The organism is Microbulbifer mixtoriginis (SeqCode), from assembly GCF_052466865.1.
On record NZ_CP174293.1, the window covers coordinates 1,269,461 to 1,293,521 of the forward strand.

16 protein-coding genes are annotated in these 24,061 nt (G+C 47.2%); 9 read left to right on the forward strand and 7 right to left on the reverse strand.

What is annotated here, in order from left to right:
* Positions 1 to 9 precede the first annotated feature (9 nt).
* A complete protein-coding gene (locus ACJJJA_RS05735; protein ID WP_444888162.1) occupies positions 10 to 549 on the reverse strand; it encodes a cytochrome b in 540 nt (179 codons plus the stop codon).
* A gap of 101 nt (positions 550 to 650) precedes the next feature.
* On the reverse strand, positions 651 to 1,586 hold the full coding sequence (locus ACJJJA_RS05740; protein WP_286037006.1) for a LysR family transcriptional regulator: 936 nt from the start codon (positions 1,584 to 1,586) through the stop codon (positions 651 to 653).
* Positions 1,587 to 1,767: 181 nt separating this feature from the next.
* Here ACJJJA_RS05740 and metE point away from each other — a divergent pair, with 181 nt between their 5' ends.
* Positions 1,768 to 3,999 carry a 5-methyltetrahydropteroyltriglutamate--homocysteine S-methyltransferase gene (gene metE, locus ACJJJA_RS05745; protein WP_444903986.1) on the forward strand — a complete coding sequence of 744 codons (2,232 nt, stop codon included), beginning with the start codon at positions 1,768 to 1,770 and terminating at the stop codon, positions 3,997 to 3,999.
* 79 nt (positions 4,000 to 4,078) lie between these two features.
* Here metE and ACJJJA_RS05750 read toward each other — a convergent pair whose 3' ends face one another.
* The gene (locus tag ACJJJA_RS05750) at positions 4,079 to 6,130 is read right to left on the reverse strand and encodes an amidohydrolase family protein (protein WP_444903987.1); all 2,052 of its coding nucleotides are present in this window, start codon (positions 6,128 to 6,130) and stop codon (positions 4,079 to 4,081) included.
* 280 nt (positions 6,131 to 6,410) lie between these two features.
* Positions 6,411 to 7,724 carry a Xaa-Pro dipeptidase gene (gene pepQ, locus ACJJJA_RS05755; protein WP_444888166.1) on the reverse strand — a complete coding sequence of 438 codons (1,314 nt, stop codon included), beginning with the start codon at positions 7,722 to 7,724 and terminating at the stop codon, positions 6,411 to 6,413.
* Positions 7,725 to 7,807: 83 nt separating this feature from the next.
* On the opposite strand from pepQ, the gene purU reads away from it, so the two are divergent.
* The 5 genes from purU (at position 7,808) to ACJJJA_RS05780 (ending at position 14,601) form a co-directional block, all read left to right on the forward strand.
* The gene (gene purU / locus ACJJJA_RS05760) at positions 7,808 to 8,644 is read left to right on the forward strand and encodes a formyltetrahydrofolate deformylase (RefSeq protein WP_444903988.1); all 837 of its coding nucleotides are present in this window, start codon (positions 7,808 to 7,810) and stop codon (positions 8,642 to 8,644) included.
* A 32-nt stretch (positions 8,645 to 8,676) separates the two neighbouring features.
* Positions 8,677 to 9,129, forward strand: coding sequence for a hypothetical protein (locus ACJJJA_RS05765; protein ID WP_444888168.1), 453 nt, complete (start codon positions 8,677 to 8,679; stop codon positions 9,127 to 9,129).
* A gap of 108 nt (positions 9,130 to 9,237) precedes the next feature.
* A complete protein-coding gene (locus ACJJJA_RS05770) occupies positions 9,238 to 9,969 on the forward strand; it encodes a PAS domain-containing protein (RefSeq protein ID WP_444903989.1) in 732 nt (243 codons plus the stop codon).
* Between the two features lie 335 nt (positions 9,970 to 10,304).
* Entirely contained in the window at positions 10,305 to 13,169 is a 2,865-nt protein-coding gene (locus ACJJJA_RS05775) for a TonB-dependent receptor (protein ID WP_444903990.1), read from the forward strand.
* Positions 13,170 to 13,281: 112 nt separating this feature from the next.
* A complete protein-coding gene (locus ACJJJA_RS05780; RefSeq protein ID WP_444888170.1) occupies positions 13,282 to 14,601 on the forward strand; it encodes a glycosyl hydrolase family 18 protein in 1,320 nt (439 codons plus the stop codon).
* A 136-nt stretch (positions 14,602 to 14,737) separates the two neighbouring features.
* Here ACJJJA_RS05780 and ACJJJA_RS05785 read toward each other — a convergent pair whose 3' ends face one another.
* The 3 genes from ACJJJA_RS05785 to ACJJJA_RS05795 form a co-directional block, all read right to left on the reverse strand.
* Positions 14,738 to 14,980, reverse strand: coding sequence for a zinc-ribbon domain containing protein (locus ACJJJA_RS05785; protein ID WP_444903991.1), 243 nt, complete (start codon positions 14,978 to 14,980; stop codon positions 14,738 to 14,740).
* Between the two features lie 316 nt (positions 14,981 to 15,296).
* Positions 15,297 to 18,188 carry an aminomethyl-transferring glycine dehydrogenase gene (gene gcvP / locus ACJJJA_RS05790; RefSeq protein ID WP_444903992.1) on the reverse strand — a complete coding sequence of 964 codons (2,892 nt, stop codon included), beginning with the start codon at positions 18,186 to 18,188 and terminating at the stop codon, positions 15,297 to 15,299.
* Positions 18,189 to 18,922: 734 nt separating this feature from the next.
* Positions 18,923 to 19,150, reverse strand: coding sequence for a hypothetical protein (locus ACJJJA_RS05795; RefSeq protein WP_444903993.1), 228 nt, complete (start codon positions 19,148 to 19,150; stop codon positions 18,923 to 18,925).
* 436 nt (positions 19,151 to 19,586) lie between these two features.
* Here ACJJJA_RS05795 and ACJJJA_RS05800 point away from each other — a divergent pair, with 436 nt between their 5' ends.
* From ACJJJA_RS05800 to ACJJJA_RS05810, 3 genes are all read left to right on the forward strand, one after another.
* Positions 19,587 to 20,801 (forward strand): hypothetical protein, encoded by a 1,215-nt coding sequence (locus ACJJJA_RS05800; protein WP_444903994.1) that lies wholly within the window; start codon positions 19,587 to 19,589, stop codon positions 20,799 to 20,801.
* Positions 20,802 to 21,828: 1,027 nt separating this feature from the next.
* Positions 21,829 to 22,830, forward strand: coding sequence for a helix-turn-helix domain-containing protein (locus ACJJJA_RS05805; RefSeq protein ID WP_444903995.1), 1,002 nt, complete (start codon positions 21,829 to 21,831; stop codon positions 22,828 to 22,830).
* On the forward strand, positions 22,817 to 24,046 hold the full coding sequence (locus ACJJJA_RS05810; protein WP_444905227.1) for an MFS transporter: 1,230 nt from the start codon (positions 22,817 to 22,819) through the stop codon (positions 24,044 to 24,046). The genes ACJJJA_RS05805 and ACJJJA_RS05810 overlap by 14 nt, the downstream gene beginning before the upstream one ends.
* Positions 24,047 to 24,061: the final 15 nt, after the last annotated feature.

Here is a 24,061-nt window from a genome sequence, read left to right on the forward strand (position 1 = left end):
TAGCTGTGCCTAGCGCTGCGGTAGCATACGGGTCAGAGTGCTATCGCGCATGACGAAGTGGTGCCAGAGCGCGGCGGCGATATGCAGTCCCACCAATATCAGCAGGGCCGGCCACAGAACATCCTTATGCAGGAAACCGAGCTGCTTGCCCAGGTCTGAATTCTCTGCCAGTAGGCGCGGTAGGGCAAAAAGGCCAAAAAACTCTGTATCCCTGCCGAACAGCTGACGCATCGCAATACCCGAAACCGGCATTGCCAGTAAAACCAAGTAGAGAGCACCATGGGTCAGGTTGGATAAGGCCTTCTGCCAGGAGCGGCCCTGGATCTGCGGGCGCTTGTGGCGCGCACGCCAGTAGAGACGAACTGCCAGCAGCATTAACACCGCGACACCCAGAGAGAAGTGCAGGCGCATAAACCAGCCGCGCATTGGGTCGTCGCGTTCAAAGAATTCGTGCAGCTCTACGGCGCCCCATACCGCCAGTAGTAGAATCACAAACAGCCAATGCAGGCCTTTACTCACTGAGTTCCAGCGATCATTCGTTGTGGACATAGAACGTCTCCTGTAAAGCAGCGCCCAGCACGGGCGTTAGGTTGCGGCGGGCGTGTGCACCCGCTCCAGTTATCTGTTGCTGATAGTAGTGGCTAGTCCGCTTAACTCGCCGCGCGAATCCCGTTTAGATGGCTAAAACAGGTATCCCGGGCGGTCCGCAGAAAGTCAGCGGCATAGGCTTGCTCCAGCATTTCCTCGCGTACGGCGGCATAAAGAGTACTCCATAGACCCTTTTCCCCCAGACGCAGCTGCGCCACAAATCCTTTTTGCAGATATTCGTGCAAGGCCCAGTTGGGCAGGGCGCAGACACCTCGGCCACTGGCCACCAGCTGCACCATCATAACCGTCAACTCTGCCGTGCGTACACCCGCGGGCTCGATGCCAGCGGGCTCGAGGAAATTCTGGAAAATATCCAGTCGCTCCCGCTCCACCGGGTAAGTGATCTGTACCTCCCCGGCCAACTCCCCGGGAGTCACCCAGCGGCGTTTGGCATCATCTTGCAATAGGGGATGTTTGCGGCTGAGTGCCAGGCACATCTCAAAGCTGAATAGTGGCTGATAGTGGATGCCTTTCAAATCCCGGTCTGGATTAGAGGTGACCACCAGATCCAAGTCACCGCGGGTAAGGGCTGGTAGCGGTGCGAAGTGAAAGCCACTGCACAGATCCAGCTCCACCTCGGGCCAGTCGTCGCGATAAGTATTCAAAGCCGGCATCAACCACTGGTAACAGCTGTGGCATTCGATGGCGATATTCAAGCGTCCCGACTGGCCGGAGGCCAGCCGTGCCAAGTCTCGCTGGGCTAGAGCCGCGCGCGGCAATATGTCATCGGCCAGCTGCAGCAGGCGCAAGCCGGCGCTGGTAAAGCGCAGCGGGCGGGACTTGCGCACAAATAGTGGCAGGTTGTGGCGCTCCTCCATTTCCCGGAACAGATGAGAGAGGGCCGATTGGGTCAGGTGTAGATGCTCAGCGGCGCGCACCAGGCTGCCAGTCTCGCGCAGAACAGAGAGGGCGCGCAGATGGCGCATTTCTATCATCATTAAAATTATTCATGTTCATGGCAAAAAATATGAAATTGATTGAATAACACTGCGAGCACACAATCAAGTCCAAAGCCTCACAAGTGGTGAAGCCGCAATCGGTAGACAAATAGCGCCGACATGTGTGGGCAGGAAATAAGGGCTTGGCCCTCTCACAGGAACGGACTTGGGAAAGTAGAAAATGGTGCAAACGCATGTCCTTGGTTATCCGCGCATCGGCGCTGATCGCGAACTAAAGAAAGCTCAGGAAGCCTATTGGCGCGGTGAAATATCTCAGCAGCGGCTACTGGAAGTTGGTGAGAGTATTCGCCGGGAGAACTGGCAGGCCCAGGCAAGTGAGGGGCTCAATTTAGTGACGGTTGGCGATTTTGCCTGGTATGACCAGGTGCTCAATCATTCGCTGATGTTTGGTGTGGTTGCTGAGCGCTTTGCCGAAGGGGCTGCGAACAATAAATTGGACCAGTACTTTCGTCTGGCCCGCGGCCGCGCGCCCTCCGGTCAACCGGTTGCGGCGAGTGCCATGACCAAGTGGTTCGATACCAATTATCACTATTTAGTGCCAGAGCTTCACGAGAAGCAAACTTTTACCCTGGATAGTAATTGGTTGCTGGAAGAAATACGTGAAGCACAATCCCAGGGTTATAAGGCCAAGCCGGTGGTTCTCGGGCCGCTCACTTACCTCTGGTTGGGGCGGGGTGTTGATGATGTTCTGGATTTGCTCGCCAATCTATTGCCCTGCTATGCCGAGCTGTTTTCCCAGTTTGAATGCCTGGGGGTGGAGTGGGTGCAAATTGATGAGCCGATTCTCGGCTTGGATTTGCCAGAGCAGTGGCGCAAAGCGTTTCACGCTGTGTATGCCCAGCTCAACCACACGGCAAATTTGCAATTGTTGCTGACGACCTATTTTTCCCCGTTGCGGGAAAACCTGCAGTTGGCTTTTTCCCTGCCGGTTGCGGGAGTACACATTGACTGCGTACGGGCGCCAGAGGAGCTTGCGGAAGCCGCGCAGTTTCTTGGGGAAGATCAGGTACTTTCCGCGGGGGTACTGAATGGCCGCAATGTTTGGCGAGCGGATTTGCAGAAGTGGCACTCACAGTTGAAGCCTCTGGCGGATCGTTTGGGCGAGCGCCTATGGGTTTCGGGCAGCTGTTCACTACTGCACAGTCCGGTGGACTTGGATACCGAAACATCGTTGCCGGCTGAGCAAAAACAAAAGCTTGCCTTCAGTCGCCAGAAGTTAGCGGAGTTGGCCCAGTTGCAAAAACTATTGGCCGAGCCAGTTCCATCAACGGCCACTCCTGTAGAGAATCCTATCGCCGGCAACTCCGTCACTGAGCGCTTACAGGACAGCTGGCGTGCACAGCGCTATCAGGAGCGCGCGGTACTGCAGGAAAAACGCTGGCAGTTACCACTGTTGCCGACCACCACGATCGGTTCTTTCCCACAAACGGACCTATTGCGCAAGGTACGCCGCCAGCATCGCAGCGGTGAGATCAGTGAGTCGGATTACACCCAGCATTTGCGTGCGGAGATTGCCGAGGCGATCCGTCGCCAGGAAATTCTTGGCTTGGATGTGTTGGTACACGGTGAAGCCGAACGCAACGATATGGTGGAGTATTTTGGCGAGCAACTGCAGGGGTTTGTGCATACTGGCAATGGTTGGGTACAGAGCTATGGGTCCCGCTGTGTAAAACCGCCCATTATTTTCGGTGACATTACTCGTCCACAGGCTATGACGGTGGAGTGGAGCCGCTATGCCCAGAGCCTGACCCAAAGACCGGTAAAAGGCATGCTCACAGGTCCAGTGACGATTCTCAACTGGTCCTTCCCTCGTGAGGATATCCACCGAAGTGAAAGTTGCTTGCAGATTGCCGAGGCATTACGCCAGGAAGTATTGGATCTTGAGAATGCGGGTATAGGAATTATTCAGATTGATGAGCCGGCGCTGCGCGAGGGGGTTCCCCTGCGTGAATCCGAGCATGCTGATTATTTTGCCTGGGCGGTGGGATGTTTTCGTTTTACCTGCAGCGAGGTAAAAGCGGAAACCCAGATTCACACCCATATGTGTTATAGCAATTTCAATGCAATCATGGAGGCTATTGTCTCCTTGGATGCGGATGTCATTACTATCGAATCCGCCCGCTCAGACCTGCGTCTGCTCAGTGCTTTTGCCGATAGGAATGGCGGTTACCCCAATGAAATAGGGCCGGGAATTTACGATATCCACTCCCCTAATGTGCCTGAGCGGGAGGAGCTGGTTGAGCGTCTGAAGAAAATTGCCGAAGTAGTGCCGATACAGCGGCTTTGGGTGAACCCAGATTGTGGCTTAAAAACCCGCAGCTGGGCCGAGGTGGGCTCCTCCCTACTGAATATGGTGGAAGCGGCGCGTACTGTGCGCAGCGAGTTGGCCTAATATTTGGCTAATAAAAAAACCGGCAGTCTTTCTGACTGCCGGTTTTTACTTTTCTTTTTTTGCTTGCCGCTTTGTCTTTTTATTCAGACTTGGCTGCAATGGTAGTCGTACCATTTAATTCAAATGGCACCGAGGGGTGGAACGATTTGATGCCCAGGGCTTGATACAGTTCATCGGGACGATAGAGATTTTGCCCTTCAATAACCAATGCGGTGCGACGCAGTGCGCTGATATCTTCCAGCGGATTACCTTCCAGTAAAACCAGGTCTGCATTTTTACCCACGGTGATACTGCCAGTATATTGATCGGCTCCCATTACCTGGGCGGGTACCAGTGTGGCAGTACGTAGTACATCCATAGCGGGTATACCGGATTTGGCATAGAGCTCCAACTCGCGCAGCAGGGTAAACCCGGGAATACCATCGGAACCCGCTACCATGGTCACCTTGTGCTCATGCAGTTTACGCATCATTTTCAGCAGGGCATCGGCGGAGAGGTTGTAGTCATCCCTATGTTCCGGTTTTACATCCAGCTCGGCACCGACAAATGCACGCTGAATATTCACCGGTAAATGGCCGGCGATATCTTCAAACTCCGGATCTACTTTGCCAGGCTGGCGCAGCAACATAGAGCTAAATACGGTAGTCGTGGCATCTACCACTGTGCCTTTTTCAGCGAGTTTATCCAGGAAATCGCCAACCTCTGCACTTTCCAAGTCCAGCTCGTGGGCATGTTCACCAATCTCGGTAAAACGCAGTTTTTTGCGGGTGTCGATCTTGCCCATAAAATTGAGGAACAGCATATTGATATGCTGGATTTCATCAAAGCCGGCATCCACTGCTTCCTCTGCGGTCATAAAGGCGGGGATATGCCCGGATAAGCGCATGCCGTTTTCGTGGATATGTTTGGCTAAGGGGGCGATCCATTCAGGTTCCATGGAGCTGTAAGTTTTTATCTGTTGGTAGCCATGTTCCGCATACCACTCGACAATTTCCTTGGCTTCTTCCAGGCTATCTGCCGTTTTACCCATGCGCATGGCATTTTCACTTTCCCTGTCCATAAAGCCCGCACGGAACAGGTCACCGCCGATAATCTGTTCGGACTCATACAGGCCGGAGATGCGCATAATATTTTCGTGGGTATTACCGATATCGCGCACATTAATAATACCGGCGGCCATATTCAGGGCACCATCAGTGGGTGATAGGTGTGCGTGCATATCCCACAGCCCGGGAATCAGGGTGTGGCCTTTGGCATCGATACGGGTGGCGTTTTGGACTTTGATTGGGCGGCGGCTAATCTTGGTGATTTTGCCGTTTTCCACCAGTAGGTGGCGACGCTTGCGAAGCTTGCCCGCTTCTACATCGACCAGATTGACGTTGCTAATCAGGATCGGTTGGGCGGAGGTATGGGTGTGCTTTTCGGCGATATCCAGTAAATACTGGTCGGAAGCGGCAACCTGGTGTTCTTTGAGTTGTTGCAGGTGGGATTTATCCCAGCCTTTGCGCAGTATGGCGAACCAGCCTCCTTCATCGGCAGCAAACAGATCACCGGATTCATCGTACCAGGCCAGGTCCGGAGTAAAACCCAGGCCACTCACACCGTAGAGATACACGGTTTTCTTCTCATCGCCCTGCTCAAGAGTGAGCTGATCCAGCTTGTGTAGCTGAGCTTGTCCTTGGGGTAGTAAACCTATGCTGTGATCCTTATCGGCAAGTAGCGCTTTTACCAGCTGGGTTTGTACGGCCAGAGTCGAGTTTTTGGGAATATAAAACTGCGCTTCGGAAGTTTTTGCGCTGCCGTGTTCATCGGTGCCTTGCCAAGTGGCCACACCATCTTTCAGTGTAAATTCTTCATTAACTGGCGCGCCAAAGGGGCTGATACCTTCAATGTGGACCTGCTCGGGCATTTTGGCCGCGCCGATCGTGAAGCTTTCCTTTAGATTGAGTCGGCGGTTATTCCAACCGAGCTTTAATTCTCCGGAAATTTTCGAGCCCTTTTGTTCGATCACCTCGCTGCCGGCGATACCCTCTTTATCGTAAAAGATATATTCGATTGATTTTGCATAGGCGCAATTGGCCGTGGCAAATACCGCTGCGGCGACCAGTGTCGCTAGCCTGGACTTTTTCATAGGGTGAACCTTTCTTGTTGTTTTTGCGCAGGGGAGGTTGGCTGTTTTTTACTATTCAGGCAAGAGATAGCAGTACAGAGAGTGATGGCTTTAGGAGTAATTTCGGCAGAAGGATGAATCAGGGCGACAGGGCGTTGGGATAAACCTCAGTGGTTTTTTATTTTACCTGTTAAGGGTGAGGGAGAGCTTGAGGAGATCCGGCAACCTGGAAGACAGCAAAACCTGCCAGATTGCCTTACTCTTGGCGAGAGCGAGTTAGAGTATTTGTTTACCTATGGCATTAATACTCTGCCTCGCAGGCGCGGGTGAGGTTCTCGTTCGCTTCGGCACCCACCACAATATTGTCCTCAATACGCACGCCGCCGTAGGGGCGGAACTCTTCAACCTTATTCCAATTAACTTCACTGGTAAGGGAGGAGACTTTCAATTCCGCAAGCAGACTATCGATAAAATAGAGCCCCGGCTCAATAGTAAACACTTGGTTTTCTTCAATAGTACGGCTGGTGCGCAGGAAAGGGTACTCCGCAGGTGGGGGTGTGCTACCGCCATCGGGGCCACTCTGGTGACCACCCACATCATGTACCTGCAGACCGAGGAAGTGGCCCAGACCATGAGGCATAAATGGCCGGGTTAATCCGGACTCCACCGCACTCTCGGCAGAAGATTTGATGATATCGAACTGGGCCAGCAATTCGCCAACTTTCAGATGGCACTGGCGGTGTAGATCCGGGTAGGGCAGACCGGGCTTGAGGCCGTCCACCAGTTGCAGCTGTTTTTCATCCATCGATGCCACCAGCTGAGCGAACTCGCTGTCGGCATAGCTATAGGTCCGGGTGATATCCGCACAATAGCCATTGCAATCGGCCCCGGCGTCGATCAGAAAGGTTTTTAATTCTGTGCCGGGCAGGCGTTGGGTGGAGAGGTGGGTGTAGTGCAGTATCGCCGCGTGTTCATTGAGGGCCACGATATTGCCGTACGGCATGGTGTTCTCGCCCTGGCCGGTAGCACTCAAGTAGGCTTGGTTGATCTCGAACTCGCTGGCGCCACCGCGGAAAGCCAGTTCAGCGGCTCGGTGCCCTGCCACCGCAATGCGGTTGGCCTCGCGCAGGCAGGCGACTTCATAAGGGGTCTTGTTGGCACGCGCCCAATGTAGACGGTTGATTAGGATTTCGGGGTTGATCTCACCGAGTGGCCAGTCCTGGAACCTGTCGGCCTCACCAATGAAGGCGGCGTTATCCGCGTTTAGGAATTCCCGGGCATCTGCTGGCTTACTCAACAGCTCGATATCGTAGAGCTCACTCCAGAAGGTCTGTGGCGCGGGTGGGACATAGTGCCAGAAGTCCACCGGGCGATAGAACAAGAGTTTGGGTTTCTGCCCGCGCCTGAAGATCACCCAACTGTTGGGGTTGTCGGTGATCGGTACCAGGGCCTTGAACTGGGGATTGACCTTAAAAGGGTAGGGGTTGTCATCCAGAAACTGCATCCTGGGTGCACCGCTGAATACATTCAGGGTATCGAAGCCGCAGGACTCCAATATTTCATCGTAGCGGCGGCACAGGGTGGCCATATGATCTGCGTAAAGGTTTTTATCCATGTTCTCCCCGGAATGGATCGCTGAATCGATTAGACGGCATAGTGTATAGTCTGAACTCTGGATATTTGGCCTGAAATTCGACCATGGAAAAGAAGATACTGCTAACCGACTGCCCCGATGATAAGGGCCTGATCGCGAAGATTACCAATATTTGCTACAAGCACCAGCTCAATATCATCAAGAATGATGAATTTGTAGACCGCGCGGAGGGCCGCTTTTTTATGCGCACCGCCCTGGAAGGTATCTTCAACGACACTACCTTCCTGGAAGATTTGGATATGGCCCTGCCGCAGGGAGCCGAGCGGCGCCTGGTGTCCACCAAACGCAAGCGCCTGGTGTTGATGGTGACACGCGAGCCTCACTGCTTGGGTGACATCTTGATGAAGTGCTATTCGGGCGCACTGGATGTTGAGATAGCCGCTGTGATTGGCAACCACCCAGACCTGGGTGGGTTGGTAGAGAAGTTTGATATTCCCTTCCACTGTGTACCGGTACAAGACCTGAAACGCAGCGAGCACGAGGAAAAAGTGGCTGCTCTGGTAGATGAGTACAATCCGGATTACCTGGTTCTGGCCAAGTATATGCGTGTACTCACTCCGGAGTTTGTCGCTCATTATGCTGGCCGAATTATTAATATTCACCACTCCTTCCTGCCGGCCTTTATCGGGGCCAAGCCCTATCAGCAGGCCTATGAGCGCGGAGTTAAAATTATCGGTGCCACCGCTCACTTTGTGACTGATGATCTGGATGAGGGCCCGATTATTGAACAGGATGTAATACATGTGGATCATGCCTATTCGGCGGAGTCCATGGCGGATGCGGGCCGCGATGTGGAAAAGTTGGTTTTGTCCCGCGCACTGCAGTTACTGTTGCAGGAGCGGGTATTTATCCATGGCAATAAAACCGTGGTATTCAAATAATTGATAAAGTCTCCTGAGGCTAATAGCCTTTTATGGAAGCTATTGATGAGCCAAGAGGGCTTGCTGTGCTGAATAAAAATAAATTTAACTCCCCATTTTCCCCAATACGACTATTTGGGGGCTTGGCAATTGCCCTGATATTGACAGGCTGTACCAGTAACAGCCCGATACCAGGAATGAAGGAATCCTTTGAGACAGAAGTTGCTCCCAATGGCGCCAAGCGTTTTACTTTTACGTTAAAGGGAAAGCAGCGTGATATCCCTGCGCCAGTTGTGGCAGGTTCCAGTGCGCAGTCCCGTATGCCGAGAGGGCCAGTGGAGAGCGGTGGCCCTTCAAGTCGTCGGGTAGAAGCCTATTTTGATTGGGCTCTGGAGCAGAAGTTGATAGAAACCGGTTTCTGCGAGCGTGGTTATTTTGAAATTGAGCGAATTATCTCCCCATATGGGGGAGAAGTGCGGGGTGAGTGTAGAGAGGGGGCATTTTGATACTTTTAGTGTCTTGATTAGAAAAACTTATTGAGTTTGTTAATTTTTAAGAGGTTAGTCAGTAAGCTCAGCTATATTCCAGTTTTATACAAAATGTAAATAAGAATAATGAAGTATAAATCAGTCTTGGAACAGGTCTCTACGCAGCAGATCATTGCAGTGTTTGACCTTATATCAGATATTATTTTCTGGGTAAAAGATGAATCCGGCTATGTGGTGCATTGTAACCGGGAATTTATTGAGCATGTCGGCTGCAGGTCATTACATCAGGTAGTTGGCCGTTCAGATATGGATTTTTCCCCTTCTTATCTCGCTAAAAACTATATACGTGATGACAAAAGGGTGATGTCAGGAGAGACGATTACAGATCGTCTGGAATTGAATATTGGTAAAACAGGCGAGTTAGTTTGGTTTACGACATCAAAGCGCCCATTAAAGAGTGCCAATGGAGAAATCATAGGAACCTATGGTGTAGCTCGAGACCTTAATGAAACGGTTAAGACTCTCTCTAGAATGGATAAACTTAAAAGGCCAGTTGAATACATAAAAAATAACTATAGTCAGCCAATTGCGGTTGAAGATTTGGCAGAGGTTGCGAGTTTATCGGTTAGTGCACTAGAGCGGCGATTCAAAAAATATCTGGATAAAACACCTATGCAATTTGTTCGGGAAGTCAGATTAGAGAACTCTCGCCGTATGCTGGTGGAAACACAAAGCCCAATATCTGAAATTGCTTATCGGGTTGGCTTTACATCTCATAGTTACTTCAGTAGACACTTCAAAGGCATGTTTGGACAACTTCCAGCAAATTATCGTAGTGAAGTTCAGTCCAATATATAAACACCGAACAAGCTGAGTGTCCTCAGCTACTTTAGAGAGAGTTGTGTGTTAACTTCCCCCGATGAGTTGACAGCCGCCCATTTCATTCATTTCCGGAAATTCTAGACCCGAGTTTGACTTGGGATTTTATTCCTTAAAACAGGTAGTTAGTCGATTCATTTTTGGCTTTCTGCGACTGCTTGTTTTTTCTTAAAAATCTAAAACGCCGATTTTGTTTCATTAGTATCCCAGTATTGATTACCTCTCCATCAAGGTTTTTTTTTAGGGTTTTAGTGCTCAACAAATGAACTGTCTTTTTGGGGTTTAGGGTCCCCTGACAGTTTTACGCCAGCCCTTTGAAGGGGCTGGCATTTTTTGAACCGGTGAGAGAAAAAATAGAAAGTTGGGATGCTATGAAAATAATGAAGAAGAATAGCCGAAAAAGGGTTAATACCTGGAGCAGAGGTTTCAGGCAGAAGTCTATGGTTACTGCTATCTCGCTGGTCGTTAGCAGCATGGCAATCGCGGAAGATACTTCGGACTCTGATGAGAGAATTGAAGAGGTTCAAGTCATTGGAATTCTTGAGAGTGCTACCAAAAACCTTGAAATCAAAAGGGATTCCCTTGCAGTAGTAGATGCTATTACTGCAGAAGATATTGGTAAGTTCCCCGATAAAAATGTAGCTGATTCTCTCCAGCGTGTGCCAGGTGTCACTATCGATCGCAGTGGTGGTGAAGGTAGCACGGTTAGTATTCGGGGAACTAGCTCAGAGTGGACTCTCACCCAGTTAAATGGAAATTACATTGCTACTTCCGGTAGTGGAGCTCCCTCCAGAAATTTTAACTACTTATTACTTCCCTCCAGTATGATCAGTAGGGCAGAGGTTTATAAAAGCCCCGAGGCAAGAATTGATGAAGGTGGTGTCGGTGGTACCGTTATCCTACATAGCCACAAACCTCTTGATCTTGATGCTGGACAAGGTGTAATCACCACAGAGACGACTTATTCAGATACTACCGAAGAGTGGGACCCACAATATAATGCTTTCTACTCCTGGAAAAATGAGAGCGAAACTTTTGGTATTTTAGTGGGGTACACCAGCCAGGACCGTGGCGTAACCGGAGTTACCAATTATGCAAGTGGCTGGCGTTTGCACTCAGATACTGATGAAAATGCAGATTTGTCAGCTCTTGTTGACCAGACCACAGAAGAAGTTTTCAACAATGTGTGGGCGCCCACGCAGGTCAGTATTCACAACTCTAAGGAAGACCGAACCCGTGATGGATACCAGCTTGCCGCACAGTGGCGACCCACTGAACGCCTGGAGTTTGGTTTTGCTTATTTCGGTTCCAAGCTTGGCTATGACACTAATACTCAAAGCCTGACATTTGCGGAATGGAATGATCATGACGATGCATACTATGGCATTGAAGTGGATGGAGATACAGTCGTCACCTATGGTTTTAACGACAATGGTGACCTTAATGAAAATAACTGGGGCGATGGAGATGTAAATGGCGGTGTAGACGTATACCGTGGTTTGATGTCTCCCCAGCTGACAGGCTATACCCGCAAGGGTGAATCGGAATCTAATACTTATGATTTTGAAGTTATCTATGAAGGGGGCTTTTATACCGCGGCTATAAATGTTGGGCATACAGAAGCAGAGGGGGGAACTTCTGAACTCACATACGCTAATATGGATGCTCGTTATGGTTCCGTGGATAGCTGGCTTTGGTCAATTGCAGATGGTAAGCCGAGCTATGAAGTTTCCACAGATCTCACAAAAGATACTGAAGCTTATCCCTACTATGACTGGTTTGGCTCAGATGCTACGGAAAATAGCGATGAAGAGAGTTACTATCAGCTAGATTTGGCATTTGATACTAACTGGGGAATTGTTAATAAGTTTTATGTGGGCACAAAGTATAGGGATCATGAGGCTAGATCCTATAGAGATATCTATCGCTGGGATGACGAGACTGATGATAATGGCGGTTACCGAGGTTGGTTATCTGGCGATCAATGGTTCCACAATCCTGATTACCACCCAGATACTTCAACTTTAATTAGCGATAAGGTAGTTGATAATAGTGCTGGTAATACAGGTGCAATTGATTATCTGGCATTTGATACCGATGCCTTGATGGACTATGTGCGTGGAAACTTCAACCTCACTGTTATGCCAGTACTATCTGGCACTTATACAATTGATGAAGAAATATTCTCAACCTATGCCCAAGCTGATTTTATATGGCGAGACTTCCGCGGAAACTTGGGGGTTCGCTATGTCAGCACAAAATTATCTACAGAAACGTATGATGATATTACTGGAATGGAATCGGATGAAGTTATTGCTAACTCCCGCAGTAATACCACAAAAGAATTTTTGCCAAGTTTGAATGTTGCCTGGGATCTAACTGATGATCTGGTAATACGATTTACAGCCTCTAAAGCCATGTCAAGGGTGAGTTACGCTTATTTGGGGCAGGCTGAAACTTATGGTCCACCAGTTCATATTGTTTCTCCGGATGAGTGGACGGGGCGAGGAAGTGGCTTCTTTGCGAATACGGATCTGGAGGCCATGATCTCCAAGCAGTTCGATCTGGGCCTAGAGTGGTATTACGCCGATGGTTCTGCATTGGGTGTAACTTTATTTGACAAAGATATTGACAATCTGCCAATCCAAGTAACTGAAATTGTTGAGCGTGAGCACGATTGTTGTAATGGCCCTATTGAAGTGGAAATGAAGGGGCAGATAGGGGGAGGAAACGCAACTTCTAGAGGGGTGGAGTTGTTTGCCCAGCATGCTTTCGAAAGCGGCTTCGGTCTTATGGCCAACTATACATTTACGGATACCGGCACTTCCACCATCATTCTTGCTAATGAGTCAATCGAAGCTGAGATACCTGGTACCGCGAGACACCAATATAATTTATCTGCATTTTATGAGAATGAAAATTTCGGTGTTCGTGCCTCCTATAATTGGGTGGATGACAGGGTTACAAGTTTACATCGTGGGTATGCGGTATACGATAAGGACTACGGACAGTTGGATCTGAATGCAACCTATACCTTCACTGATAACTTTAATATCTCTGCCTCTATTATCAATTTAACTGAAGAAGTGGCGGAGGGATATTGGAAACAGGAAAATCGGATGACATACAACAACTACTCTGGGCGCCGATTTTATATTGGTGCAAACTATAAATTCTAACACCTCGTTGATCGTAGTATTGGGTGTAGAGCAAATGCACTACACCATTTTTTGACTTTAGATGTTAGATTGTAAAATTCACATAACTACATAATAAAAAATGAGCATAGATATGAAACAACCAACACTTAGAGCAATGCAAGCTGCTTGTGCCACCTTTTTATTTCAGGCTGGTGCCTACGCAGATATTGAAGTGGTCAGTTCAGGCGTATGTCCCTCTGATGCTACCAAAGTAAGCTATTCTGAAGCGCTTAATTATCCTGATGAATTTTGTGGTCTTCTCAATAGTGGTGATCTTGTCGGTCTATCAGGAGGGGCTTCAATAGAGCACCTGGGTGACAATTGCCAATTGACGGATAATGAAAGTCGCCAAATCTCCAAGACACTATGTAAGTCTGAACCTTCAGTACCACATGTTGTTAGTGGCAGCAGTTGTTCGTCCGATGCAGACCCGGTTACCTATCTTGAGGCACAAATTTATAAAGATGAGCTGTGCTCTGTTCTGGGAGACTGGGAAATTGCAAACCTTGCCGGTAATGCCTCCATGGATGGCAGTGGCTATGGATGTGGTTCACGCAAGAATGAAATCCGTGAGCTGGGCTCAACACTGTGTAAATCAGATACTCCTCAGGAAAGTGGATCTGCTCCCAAAGTTGCCTACGTAGAGGTTAACAGTAATAACTTGGGAAATGCGGGCTGTTTTACAGAGAGCGATGGCAGTCAGTTGTTCGATATAGCTGTGATCTTTGCGGCAAATATTAATTATGATGGTCAGAAAGCGGTCTTGCATTTTAATGACCAAGTGTCAGACCTGCTCAATAACAATTTGAGTACAGTACAAGACTTGCAAGACAAGGGTACGAAAGTGGTACTCAGTGTTCTCGGAAATCACCAAAATGCAGGTTGGTCTTGTTTTGCCGATGAGCAATCCGCTGATGACTTTGCTCAGCAGTTGAAAGATGCAGTGGATCAATATGGTCTGGATGGTATTGATATTGATGATGAGTACTCACAGTGCAGCCAAACCTATTCTGACTCCCTGGTAAAAGTGACTAGTGCATTGCGAGAGAAAATGCCGAATAAAATCATTTCCAAAGCACTCTGGAGTGATACCGATGCTTTTCAGGCTGAATGGAATGGCAAGAAACTGGGCGATCAACTAACTTATGGCTGGGAGATGAGCTATTGGTTGGGCTCAAGTTGTACATCAAGAATCCAGAAGTATATCAATCTGGGTGTTGATAAGTCTAAGCTGGGTGTTGGAGCTTCCACTGTGATGAATGGTGCATCTACCGCAAGTGCTTTGGCCTCCTGTAACGAAAATAATAACCTTGGTGGCGGCACAATGATATTTAATGTGACTAAAGATTCTAGCAGCTATCTTTCTACAGTTTGGCCAGGTACTTCAGCGGTTCCTAGTTGCCTTAAGTAGTTCAAAAATATTGATAGTTGTGATTTAGTTAATTCTCTTTAGTAAATCTATTTCGGAGTGGGTAGTAAACACTCCGAAATACAACCCTTATACTCAGCTCCTAAGGAGTTGTTTCTGACTCTTGGCGGATACACTTCTACTCTTTTTTAATAAAGCTCTTTTTAAAGAAGGCCTCATTGGGGTGTGGCTTTTTCTTTGCCATCGCTTCCATATGAGCTTTCTGTTCTGCCTTCGCTTGGTTTCTCTTTTTCCTACAGGGCCGGCAGCGAATCGCAGAGGTCTCAAAGTCTCCGTTGGTGATTTCATACCACCATTTTTGTTGCTTTGCTGTCCATACTTCATCTGAGCCACAATCTTTACATTGAAATTCTCGATCCAAGTAGTAGAGAGGAATGTCAATATAGTAAGAGTGGTGAACAATTGCTGCCCTATCTACCGCAATAGCCCAGCCGGGAATGGGGCCACTGAATTGACCAAGGGTCTAGCCCTTAATTAACTTCTCTATTCTCGTTTTCTTCGAGCTTGCTTAATTTCGGTTCTTCTCTGGTTACCGCTTTTCATTGGGTGTTCCTTACCACTGATTGAGAGAGAAAAGGGGTGCTTTTTAGGTGGTGCGAAGCTTAATTAGGCCCAATAAAAACGAAAAAAGCGGGCATTAAGCCCGCTTTTAAACCTTCCTGTGAGAGTGTCGGATTTTACTCGGCGTAGCTCTCGATCGGAGGGCAGGAGCAGATCAGGTTGCGGTCACCGTATACGTTGTCGATACGGTTAGCAGCCGGCCACACCTTGTGCTCTTTTAACCACGCCGCCGGGCGCGCAGCGATATCGCGGGAGTAGCTGTGGGTCCACTCTTCGCTCATCACGTCCTCAAGGGTGTGGGGGGCGTTGTGCAGCGGGTTGTCCTCAGAAGAATATTTACCGCTGGTGACATCTTCCACTTCCTGGCGAATTGTTGCCATTGCTTCGATAAAGCGATCCAGCTCGCCCTTGGATTCGCTTTCGGTAGGCTCGATCATCAGGGTGCCGGCTACCGGGAAGGACATAGTGGGGGAGTGGAAGCCAAAGTCCATCAGACGCTTGGCGATATCCTCTTCAGTGATACCGCTGGCTTCCTTGAGTGGGCGCAGGTCAACCAGGCACTCGTGGGCAACAAAGCCATTGGTGCCGGTGTAGAGCAGGGAGTAGTGTTCACCCAGTTTCTTGGCTACGTAATTGGCGTTCAGGATCGCCATCTCGGTAGCCTGCTTCATACCCTGCTTACCCATCATACGGATATACATCCAACTGATCGGCAGGATGCTGGCGGAGCCCCAGGGAGCAGCGGAGATGGTGCCGTTATCCAGATTGGTTTCCGGTACTTCAGTCACCGGGTGGGCCGCCAGGTAGGGCTTCAGGTGTTCGCCAACAGCGATCGGACCCATACCGGGGCCGCCGCCACCGTGAGGAATACAGAAGGTTTTGTGCAGGTTCAGGTGGGATACGTCACCACCAAACTGGCCCGGAGCTGCGACGCCGATCAAGGCGTTCATGTTGGCACCGTCGATATAAACCTGGCCGCCAGCCTGGTGAACCAGATCGCAAACTTCGCGGATACCTTCCTCGAACACCCCGTGGGTGGACGGGTAGGTGACCATCAGTGCGGCAACGCGGTCGCCGTGCTCTTCGATTTTGGCTTTCAGGTCTTCGATATCCACATTGCCTTTATCATCACAGGCAACCACAACCACTTTCATGCTCACCATCATGGCGGATGCCGGGTTGGTACCGTGGGCAGAGGCGGGAATCAGGCAGATGTCGCGCTGGGTTTCGCCCTTCGCTTCGAAGTACTTCTTGATAGCAACCAGGCCTGCGTATTCACCTTGGGAACCGGCGTTGGGCTGCAGGCTCACCGCATCGTAACCGGTACAGGCGGACAGCATTTGCTGTAGCTGGCGGAACATTTCCGCGTAGCCTTCCGCTTGATCTACTGGTGCGAAGGGGTGCAGCTTGCCGAACTCGGGCCAAGTGACCGGGATCATCTCCGCAGTGGCGTTCAGCTTCATGGTGCAGGAGCCCAGGGGAATCATAGAGTGATTCAGGGCGATATCCTTGGCTTCCAGAGACTTGAGATAGCGCAGCATCTCGGTCTCGGAATGGTAAGTGTTGAACACCGGGTGAGTTAGGAATTCAGTATCGCGCGCTAGGGCGGCGGGTACACCCAGAGAGCCCTTGCTGGCAATTTCGCTGTCCAGAGTATGCAGATCGATGCTGTGTTCGGTGCCGATAAAGGCATTGATCAGGTCGGACACATCCTGCAGGGTGGCGGTCTCACTCAGGCTCACACCCAGGGCGTCTTCACCAATTTTACGCAGGTTGATCTCAGCGGCCAGGGCGCGCTGGTAAATCTCTTCCTGCTTGGCGCCAACGGTGATATTCAGGGTATCGAACCAGCTGTCGTGGGCCAGATTGAAGCCTTCCTGCTGCAGGGCGGAAGCGAGAATATCTGCTAAGCGCTGGATCCGGGCAGCGATGGTTTTCAGGCCTTCGGGGCCGTGGTAAATCGCATAGAAAGCGCTCATTACCGCCAACAGCACCTGGGAAGTACAGATGTTGGAGTTGGCTTTCTCGCGGCGAATATGCTGTTCGCGGGTTTGCATGGCCATGCGCAGGGCACGCTTGCCTTTGCTATCGACGGAAACGCCGATAATACGACCCGGTGCGGAGCGCTTGTAAGCTTCGCGGAAGGCGAAGAAACCGGCGTGGGGACCACCGTAGCCCATGGGGATGCCGAAGCGTTGGTTACAGCCAACAACTACGTCTGCGCCCATATCACCCGGTGCTCGCAGGGCTACCAGGCTCATCAGATCTGCGGCCACGGTTACCAGGGCGTTGGCTTCGTGCACCTTGGTGATGATGTCGGTCAGGTCGCGTACGCGACCGGTGCTGCCGGGGTACTGCAGCAGGGCACCGAACAGTTCGGCGGGAATATCTTTTTCCACATCGCCTACAACGACCTCGAAGCCGAAGTGTTCGGCGCGGGTTTTAACTACGGCGATGGTCTGCGGGTGGCAGTCCTGGTCTACAAAGTAGACGTTGGATTTGTTGCGTTTGACCTGGCGCTTACACATGGCCATGGCTTCAGCTGCTGCGGTACCTTCATCCAGCATGGAGGCGTTGGCCAATTCCATACCGGTGAGGTCCATAATCATCTGCTGGAAGTTCAGCAGGCCTTCCAGGCGACCCTGGGCAATTTCTGGTTGGTAAGGGGTATAGGCGGTGTACCAACCCGGATTCTCCAGCACGTTGCGCAGGATCACATTGGGGGTAATGGTGTCGTGGTAACCCATACCAATAAAGGTGCGGTAGATCTTGTTGCGCGCCGCGATATCTTTCAGCTCTGCGAGGGCCTCAACTTCATTGATCGCGTCAGCCAGATCCAGCTCATCGGTCTTGCGAATGGCTTCGGGCACGGTTTTCTCGATCAGCTCTTCGAGGCTGGCAACTCCGAGGGTTTCCAGCATGGCCTCTACCTGTTTGGCATCGGGGCCAATATGGCGATGGATAAAGGCGTCGTGTTGTTCCAACTGCTGCAGCGATGGTTGGGTCATAAACTTCGTTCCTGTAGTCGCAGGGAGTCGTCGCGGTGCGCTCGCGGTTAAAAATAGCACCTGGCCTCGGTACCGCTTTTCCTGTGGAAAGCCTCGGGCCTCCGCGTAGCGGATAGGCGAGGGTAACGCTTGGGAGAATCGGTTTGATGGCAGCCCCAGTGTTGCAATACGGAACCAGAGGGGAAGCCGGGCCATAGCGGCAGGCGCGCATCTTAGCAATCGGCGCGAGTAGGGGCAATCTGCGGGTTTTGGGCGGGGAAACTGCTAAATTTTGGCGCAAAAAGTGGGTTAAATCCTGTAATGTGGGATATTGAGGTATTTTGTTCTGGGTGAGCCGAAGAAGTTATGGTTTTAAGTGCGAACAAAGGGTATGAGTGAACATATAGTCCCAGACCCTACGGTAGCGAGTAGCCTTCTACTAGGGCATCGAGTATATGTATATTCAGTAACGGCTGGAAACTAGAGATCTCCTTAGATGGGTATAACCTAATTTTGTCTCCAAGCTCATTCATTTAGCTTTCATCTAAGGTGCCTGGCTAAATTTTAAATGAATGATATAAAAGTTAGTAATCTGTAAAAGTGTACTATTACAGCTGTTACTTAAATCTAGCAATATTATTAAATAGAAGAAATATTCTGAGCTGTTCCAATCAAATTTTGTGCTTCAATCAAAATAATCCTTTTCCAAGACCGACGTTACTGGATGGCTAAACTTTTAACTTCAAGAATAATTTCTAAGCACAAAAAGAAATTTTTGAATATATACGCGTTAGATATCTGACGTTCATCAACGCCAAATTCTTTGAGTTTTCATTTGATAGCATAGCTTTACTATTTAATGGCTTTATACGGTAAGAAGAGGTATTTAATTTATCTTTACCTGAAAGATGTAGCGTTAAATGAAGGTTGTCTTTTTGTGTAATCTCTATCTCTTTCAAAGTAATCCTCACTTCAATCGCCATTTCATAATTACTATATATTCTAAGGGGTGGTGCATCTAGTTATATCATAGATTTCCTTTTGTGAAGCAGGTTTATTACGGGATCGACTTTTTTACAATCCCACTTCAGGCTTTAACTCTTCATAAAGTTGGTGGAGATAATCATTTAGACTGTCTTTTTAACCTGAAAATGGTGCAAGAGAATGGTTGGGAGGTTAGTAATTATCGGTGCTAGTAATTTATGAAGCCGTATTTTTATGATGCTGAATCTGGAAAAATGACATGAGACTTATTTAAGGTTAATCTTAGCCAAATACTTATCTTATCGGTTCATGATTCGGGATCCGATAAGGTTGGTATCTAACTATTAGCAAGCTACCGTAGTTAGATAAGTAGGATGTTTGAGTTTTGATACTATCCGGTAGCGGAGCTTATTAAAATGTGCAAAGGATTAGCGAGTGAAAAATAATAATTTATACATGGTGGTAACAATACTCATCCTAAGTGTTTGCAATACTCAAAGAGTAGAGGCTAACGGTGGTAATACCAAAAGAATAACTGAAGTTCTAAAGTCGGGTGAGGTTGGACTGAACCTTCGATACCGTACAGAGTATGTCGAACAAGATAATTTGTATGAAGATGCTGTAGCCTCTACTTTAAGAACACGTATTAACTGGAGAAGTGGTAGCTTTCAGGGGGCGAACTTCTTCCTTGAGTTGGACAATGTGAGTGAGATTGGTGTAGATAAGTATAACTCTACGGTTAATGGCAAGACTGAATACCCGGTTGTGGCTGACCCCAAAGGTACAGAGATTAATCAGGTGTACTTGAGATATAATTTAGAACAATTGAAAGTTACGGTAGGTAATCAGCGTATTAACTTAAATAACCCACGCTTTGTTGGAGGCATGGAGGGTAAAGCAAGCTGGCGTCAGAACGAAAGAACATACGATGGTATACGCTATCAATATGGTAATCCGGGTCAATTACAGTTAGATCACAGCTATATCTACAACATCAATCGTGTTTATGGAGAAGATAGCAACTTTTCAGATTTCAAAGGGGATATCCACTTATTTCGAGCTAGCTACCCTGTTTTAACAAAACATCAACTATCTGTATTTTTATATAATCTAGACTTCGATAATGCCATAAATGATTCTAGTCGTACTTACGGTATGGATTATCTGGGAAATTTTGGTGCCTTTGAAACCCGTTTGAGTTTCGCACACCAGAAAAATATTAATAAAAACCTTAATGATTACTCAGCAAATTATTATCTAGCTGAGATTACAGGCACCTTAGGAAAAATGAAGGGGAAAATAGGTTACGAGATACTGGGAGCAAACAACGGTATTGGTTTCAGTACACCACTTGCAACTACCCATAAATTTCAAGGATTTACAGATAAATTCAGAAAAACACCAGCAAAAGGCGTTGAAGATTTGTATGTTACTGCCAACTTAAAACTGATCGGTGGGAATTTGGGCATTAGTTATCATAACTTTGAAGCCAATCAGGGAAACGCGTTTTATGGTAGTGAATGGAGTGTCAGATATAATCGCAAATTCAGTAAGCATTTGTCTGGTATGATGAAATATGCAACCTATAACGCAAAAGATTATTTATCTGATACAAATAAATTTTGGTTGATGATTACTATGAACTTTTAATTTCAGGGGTGAGATTTAGATATTGACAGTGTATCTTAGATATTAAAATATTTTGAATTGTGGTATTTAGCTTGTCAGGAATATGACTTATATGAAAGGGCAAGCTAACCACCTAGCCTACATTAGCCTGTTGGTTAAAAATTTTGTATAGCATAAACTAAATTTTTTTCTCATCCAAAATAGGTAGAACTACCAGTGTTTAAAGTTGCCAGATGAAATTAAATGACGAACATTTATGCAACCATAAAATATCCAATGATTCTGCTGAAAAGTAGAAGTGATGTCTAAGAAATTTCGATTATCCGACAGATTTAAAGGATAAGTTGTGAGTTCTTTCTTAAGTAGGCTTCAGTCTTGAGAAGAGCAGGTAGTATGATTAATTACATGAACGAAACACCTCTCAAGAAGTCTGACAAATAATTACCCTGAATAGATGAAAGGGCTTTCTAGCGGTTTGGCATAGGAAAACTGTAATCTAGATATGGGAAAATAAGAATGGAAAGATGCTGACTGCTGACGATATTCAAGTAAGAAGTACCATAACAGCAACCTCAGTATAGAAATAGTTTTCCTCTCCTCCTCATGCTGATGCGACATTGCATATAAAAACACTTACTTTTCGTGTGGGAAATCGATAGTTCTTGAATCTCCTAAAGATGGCTTGGTGGGCCACAGTTTAGATAGTATCTGACGAGAAAGTTCAAGTAGAAGAATAGTTTCTAGTATGGATGGAAGAATGTTTCAAAAGTATCAATGGCATAAAGTAGAGTGAAATTTTGAAACTTTTGATATTTTCTGCCCCAGGCAGTTAAGCAGATGATAATTTAACATCTCTTCAGATCTTATATAACTTTACTCAACAAATAATCAAGATAGATAAGTCACAAAATAACACTTTAGATAAATAACATCCTATTTAGTTTCTTACCTGTAGAAAATGAAAGGTCGTTAGTTTAATTTCCTTGAAATGAAGGCAATCTAATGTATTCTCATGTGAAAAATTTGATGGATAGATGGATTAGATCAAATGGAGTTGTGTGGGAAAAAGTCTGTAATTGATGGTTGCGTACCATTTATTGTCTCTGATAATTACTTACAAGAGACAGGTAGGGCCCAGGGCAAGTGGAGCCAAACTTCTCTGCCACCTGAAATTGGCAATACAGAGTTCACGACGTGTAGAATATGCGACGATATTACTTTGACTGGAAGTAGCTGTACGTTTAATGACCACTATCTTTCGTGTATTCGCTATCAAAAAAATACAACACTACTGATATTTGGATTTGAAGGAGTTAGTTCCATTGGGTTTTCCAAAAATGATATAAATTATTTGATTAGACCTGGTGATGTTTGGTTGGTGAATACCGGAGGCAGTAAGCTTTTTCGATATACACCTTCTAAGCAAAAGAATGAAATGGTTGTAATCAAATATGCAACAAAACGTGTCGGTTTTGCCTTTCCTAATAAATCTAGAATTTTTTCCGATAATGGAACACCTTGGCTTATGAGGCTGGGTTATCAAGAAGCAAATGAATCCTGGATTTCAGACTTAATGGGAAACCCTTTTAATACGGCTTTAGATTGTTTGAGTGCTGAGGCAAAAACGCTCGATGTATTGGCTCGATGGTTGAGACCTCTCGCTGAACTTGCACCTGATGATACTCCCGTCGCAAAAAAATCATCCGAAATGGACAAGATAATAAACTTGATGACGGCTGATTTAGCTAATGTCCCTTCGCTGGAGGAAATGTCAAGAATAGTAGGGATGAGCCATAGTCGATTAAATAGAACCTTCAAAAAGACTTTTGGCAAGACAGTATTTGGTTGGCTAAGAGATTATCGGTTGGCGAGAGCACGATCACTGTTAAAAGATAAGCAAAGAAGCATTACAGATATTGCTTTCTTATGTGGATTTAGCAGTGCAAGCCATTTTGCACAGACCTTTAAACAGAGATATAGCTGCACTCCTATTGAATTTAGGAATAATGAAAAACTACAGGAAGTGTACTGTGAGTATGGAATCAGTTAAGTCTTTTAAGAAAGCACAAAACATTAATTTATTACTTCTTATCCTGGTTGCCAATGGAGTAGCACACAGTCTATTTGTTATAACATTTCCTTTACTTGGTAGAAATTTGGGGCTTACAGATATTCAAACCGGTTTTATATTAACGGTCTCCTCTCTCGCTATGATGATTTCGGCTCCATTTTGGGGGGTTAAAAGTGAAATTTATGGAAGAAAAAAAATTATATCTATTGGTATATTGGTCACGGGTTTATTTTTGATATTGACCGCAAGTACCATATATATAAAGCTAACTTTTGATATAACTGTGGCGTCTGTCTTTTTAATTATACTTTGCTTAAGGTTATGCCAGGCAATCGGGGTTGGAGGCATTATGCCGGCAGCTCAGGCATTTATTGCTGATCTCACCTCTCGTGACTACCGCGCAAGAGGAATGGGTAAAATGGGTGCTGCATTCGGAGTTGGTACTGTTGTTGGTGGTTTCATAGCAATGCTTATTGGTAAGCATTCCATTGCAATAGGCTTCTCGATCGTTGGATTAAGTCTATTAATATTGTGGTGGTTAGGCTGCAATAATCTACAAGAATCAAAGGAAATTGGAAGTTCGTCGTTTAATACAAAATTTAGATTATCTTATAAGAATCTGCTACCAATGTTGTTCATAACATTTTGTGGTCTGCTAATTTATGGAACATTACAGCAAGTTATTGGTTTGAGGTTACAAGATGAATTTGGTTATTCCTCGGGAGAGGCACTTAAAAGAACTGGTGCAGTAATGATGACCAGTATGACAGTTATGGTTATAACTCAGGGTGTGTTAATGAAATTACTTTCATGGTCCCCTGAGAAGTTATTAATAGGTGGTTGTATCATTCAAGTTGTAGCCTTAGTTATATCTGCTTCTGCAGATTCTTACCTGTGGTTATTTTTAGGTATGGCAATTCTGGGAGGTGGTATGGGTTTACTTTTTCCCGGAAATCTCGCGTTATTAAGTCTCAGTGGTGATGAGAATACACAGGGGAAAATAGCTGGAATCAATGGCGTCAGTAAAGGCTTAGGATTGGCCCTGGGCCCATTGATGGGAGCATTTCTTCACCAGTTTTCCCCTCTCTCACCTTTTATGTTTACTATATTATTAGGTGGGCTAATGGTCGCTGTTAGTTTTTGGAGAGTTAAAAATCATAAGTTAATCCTTCCAAAAGGAAATCAATCAATCTAATTTCTCTGGTGTAGC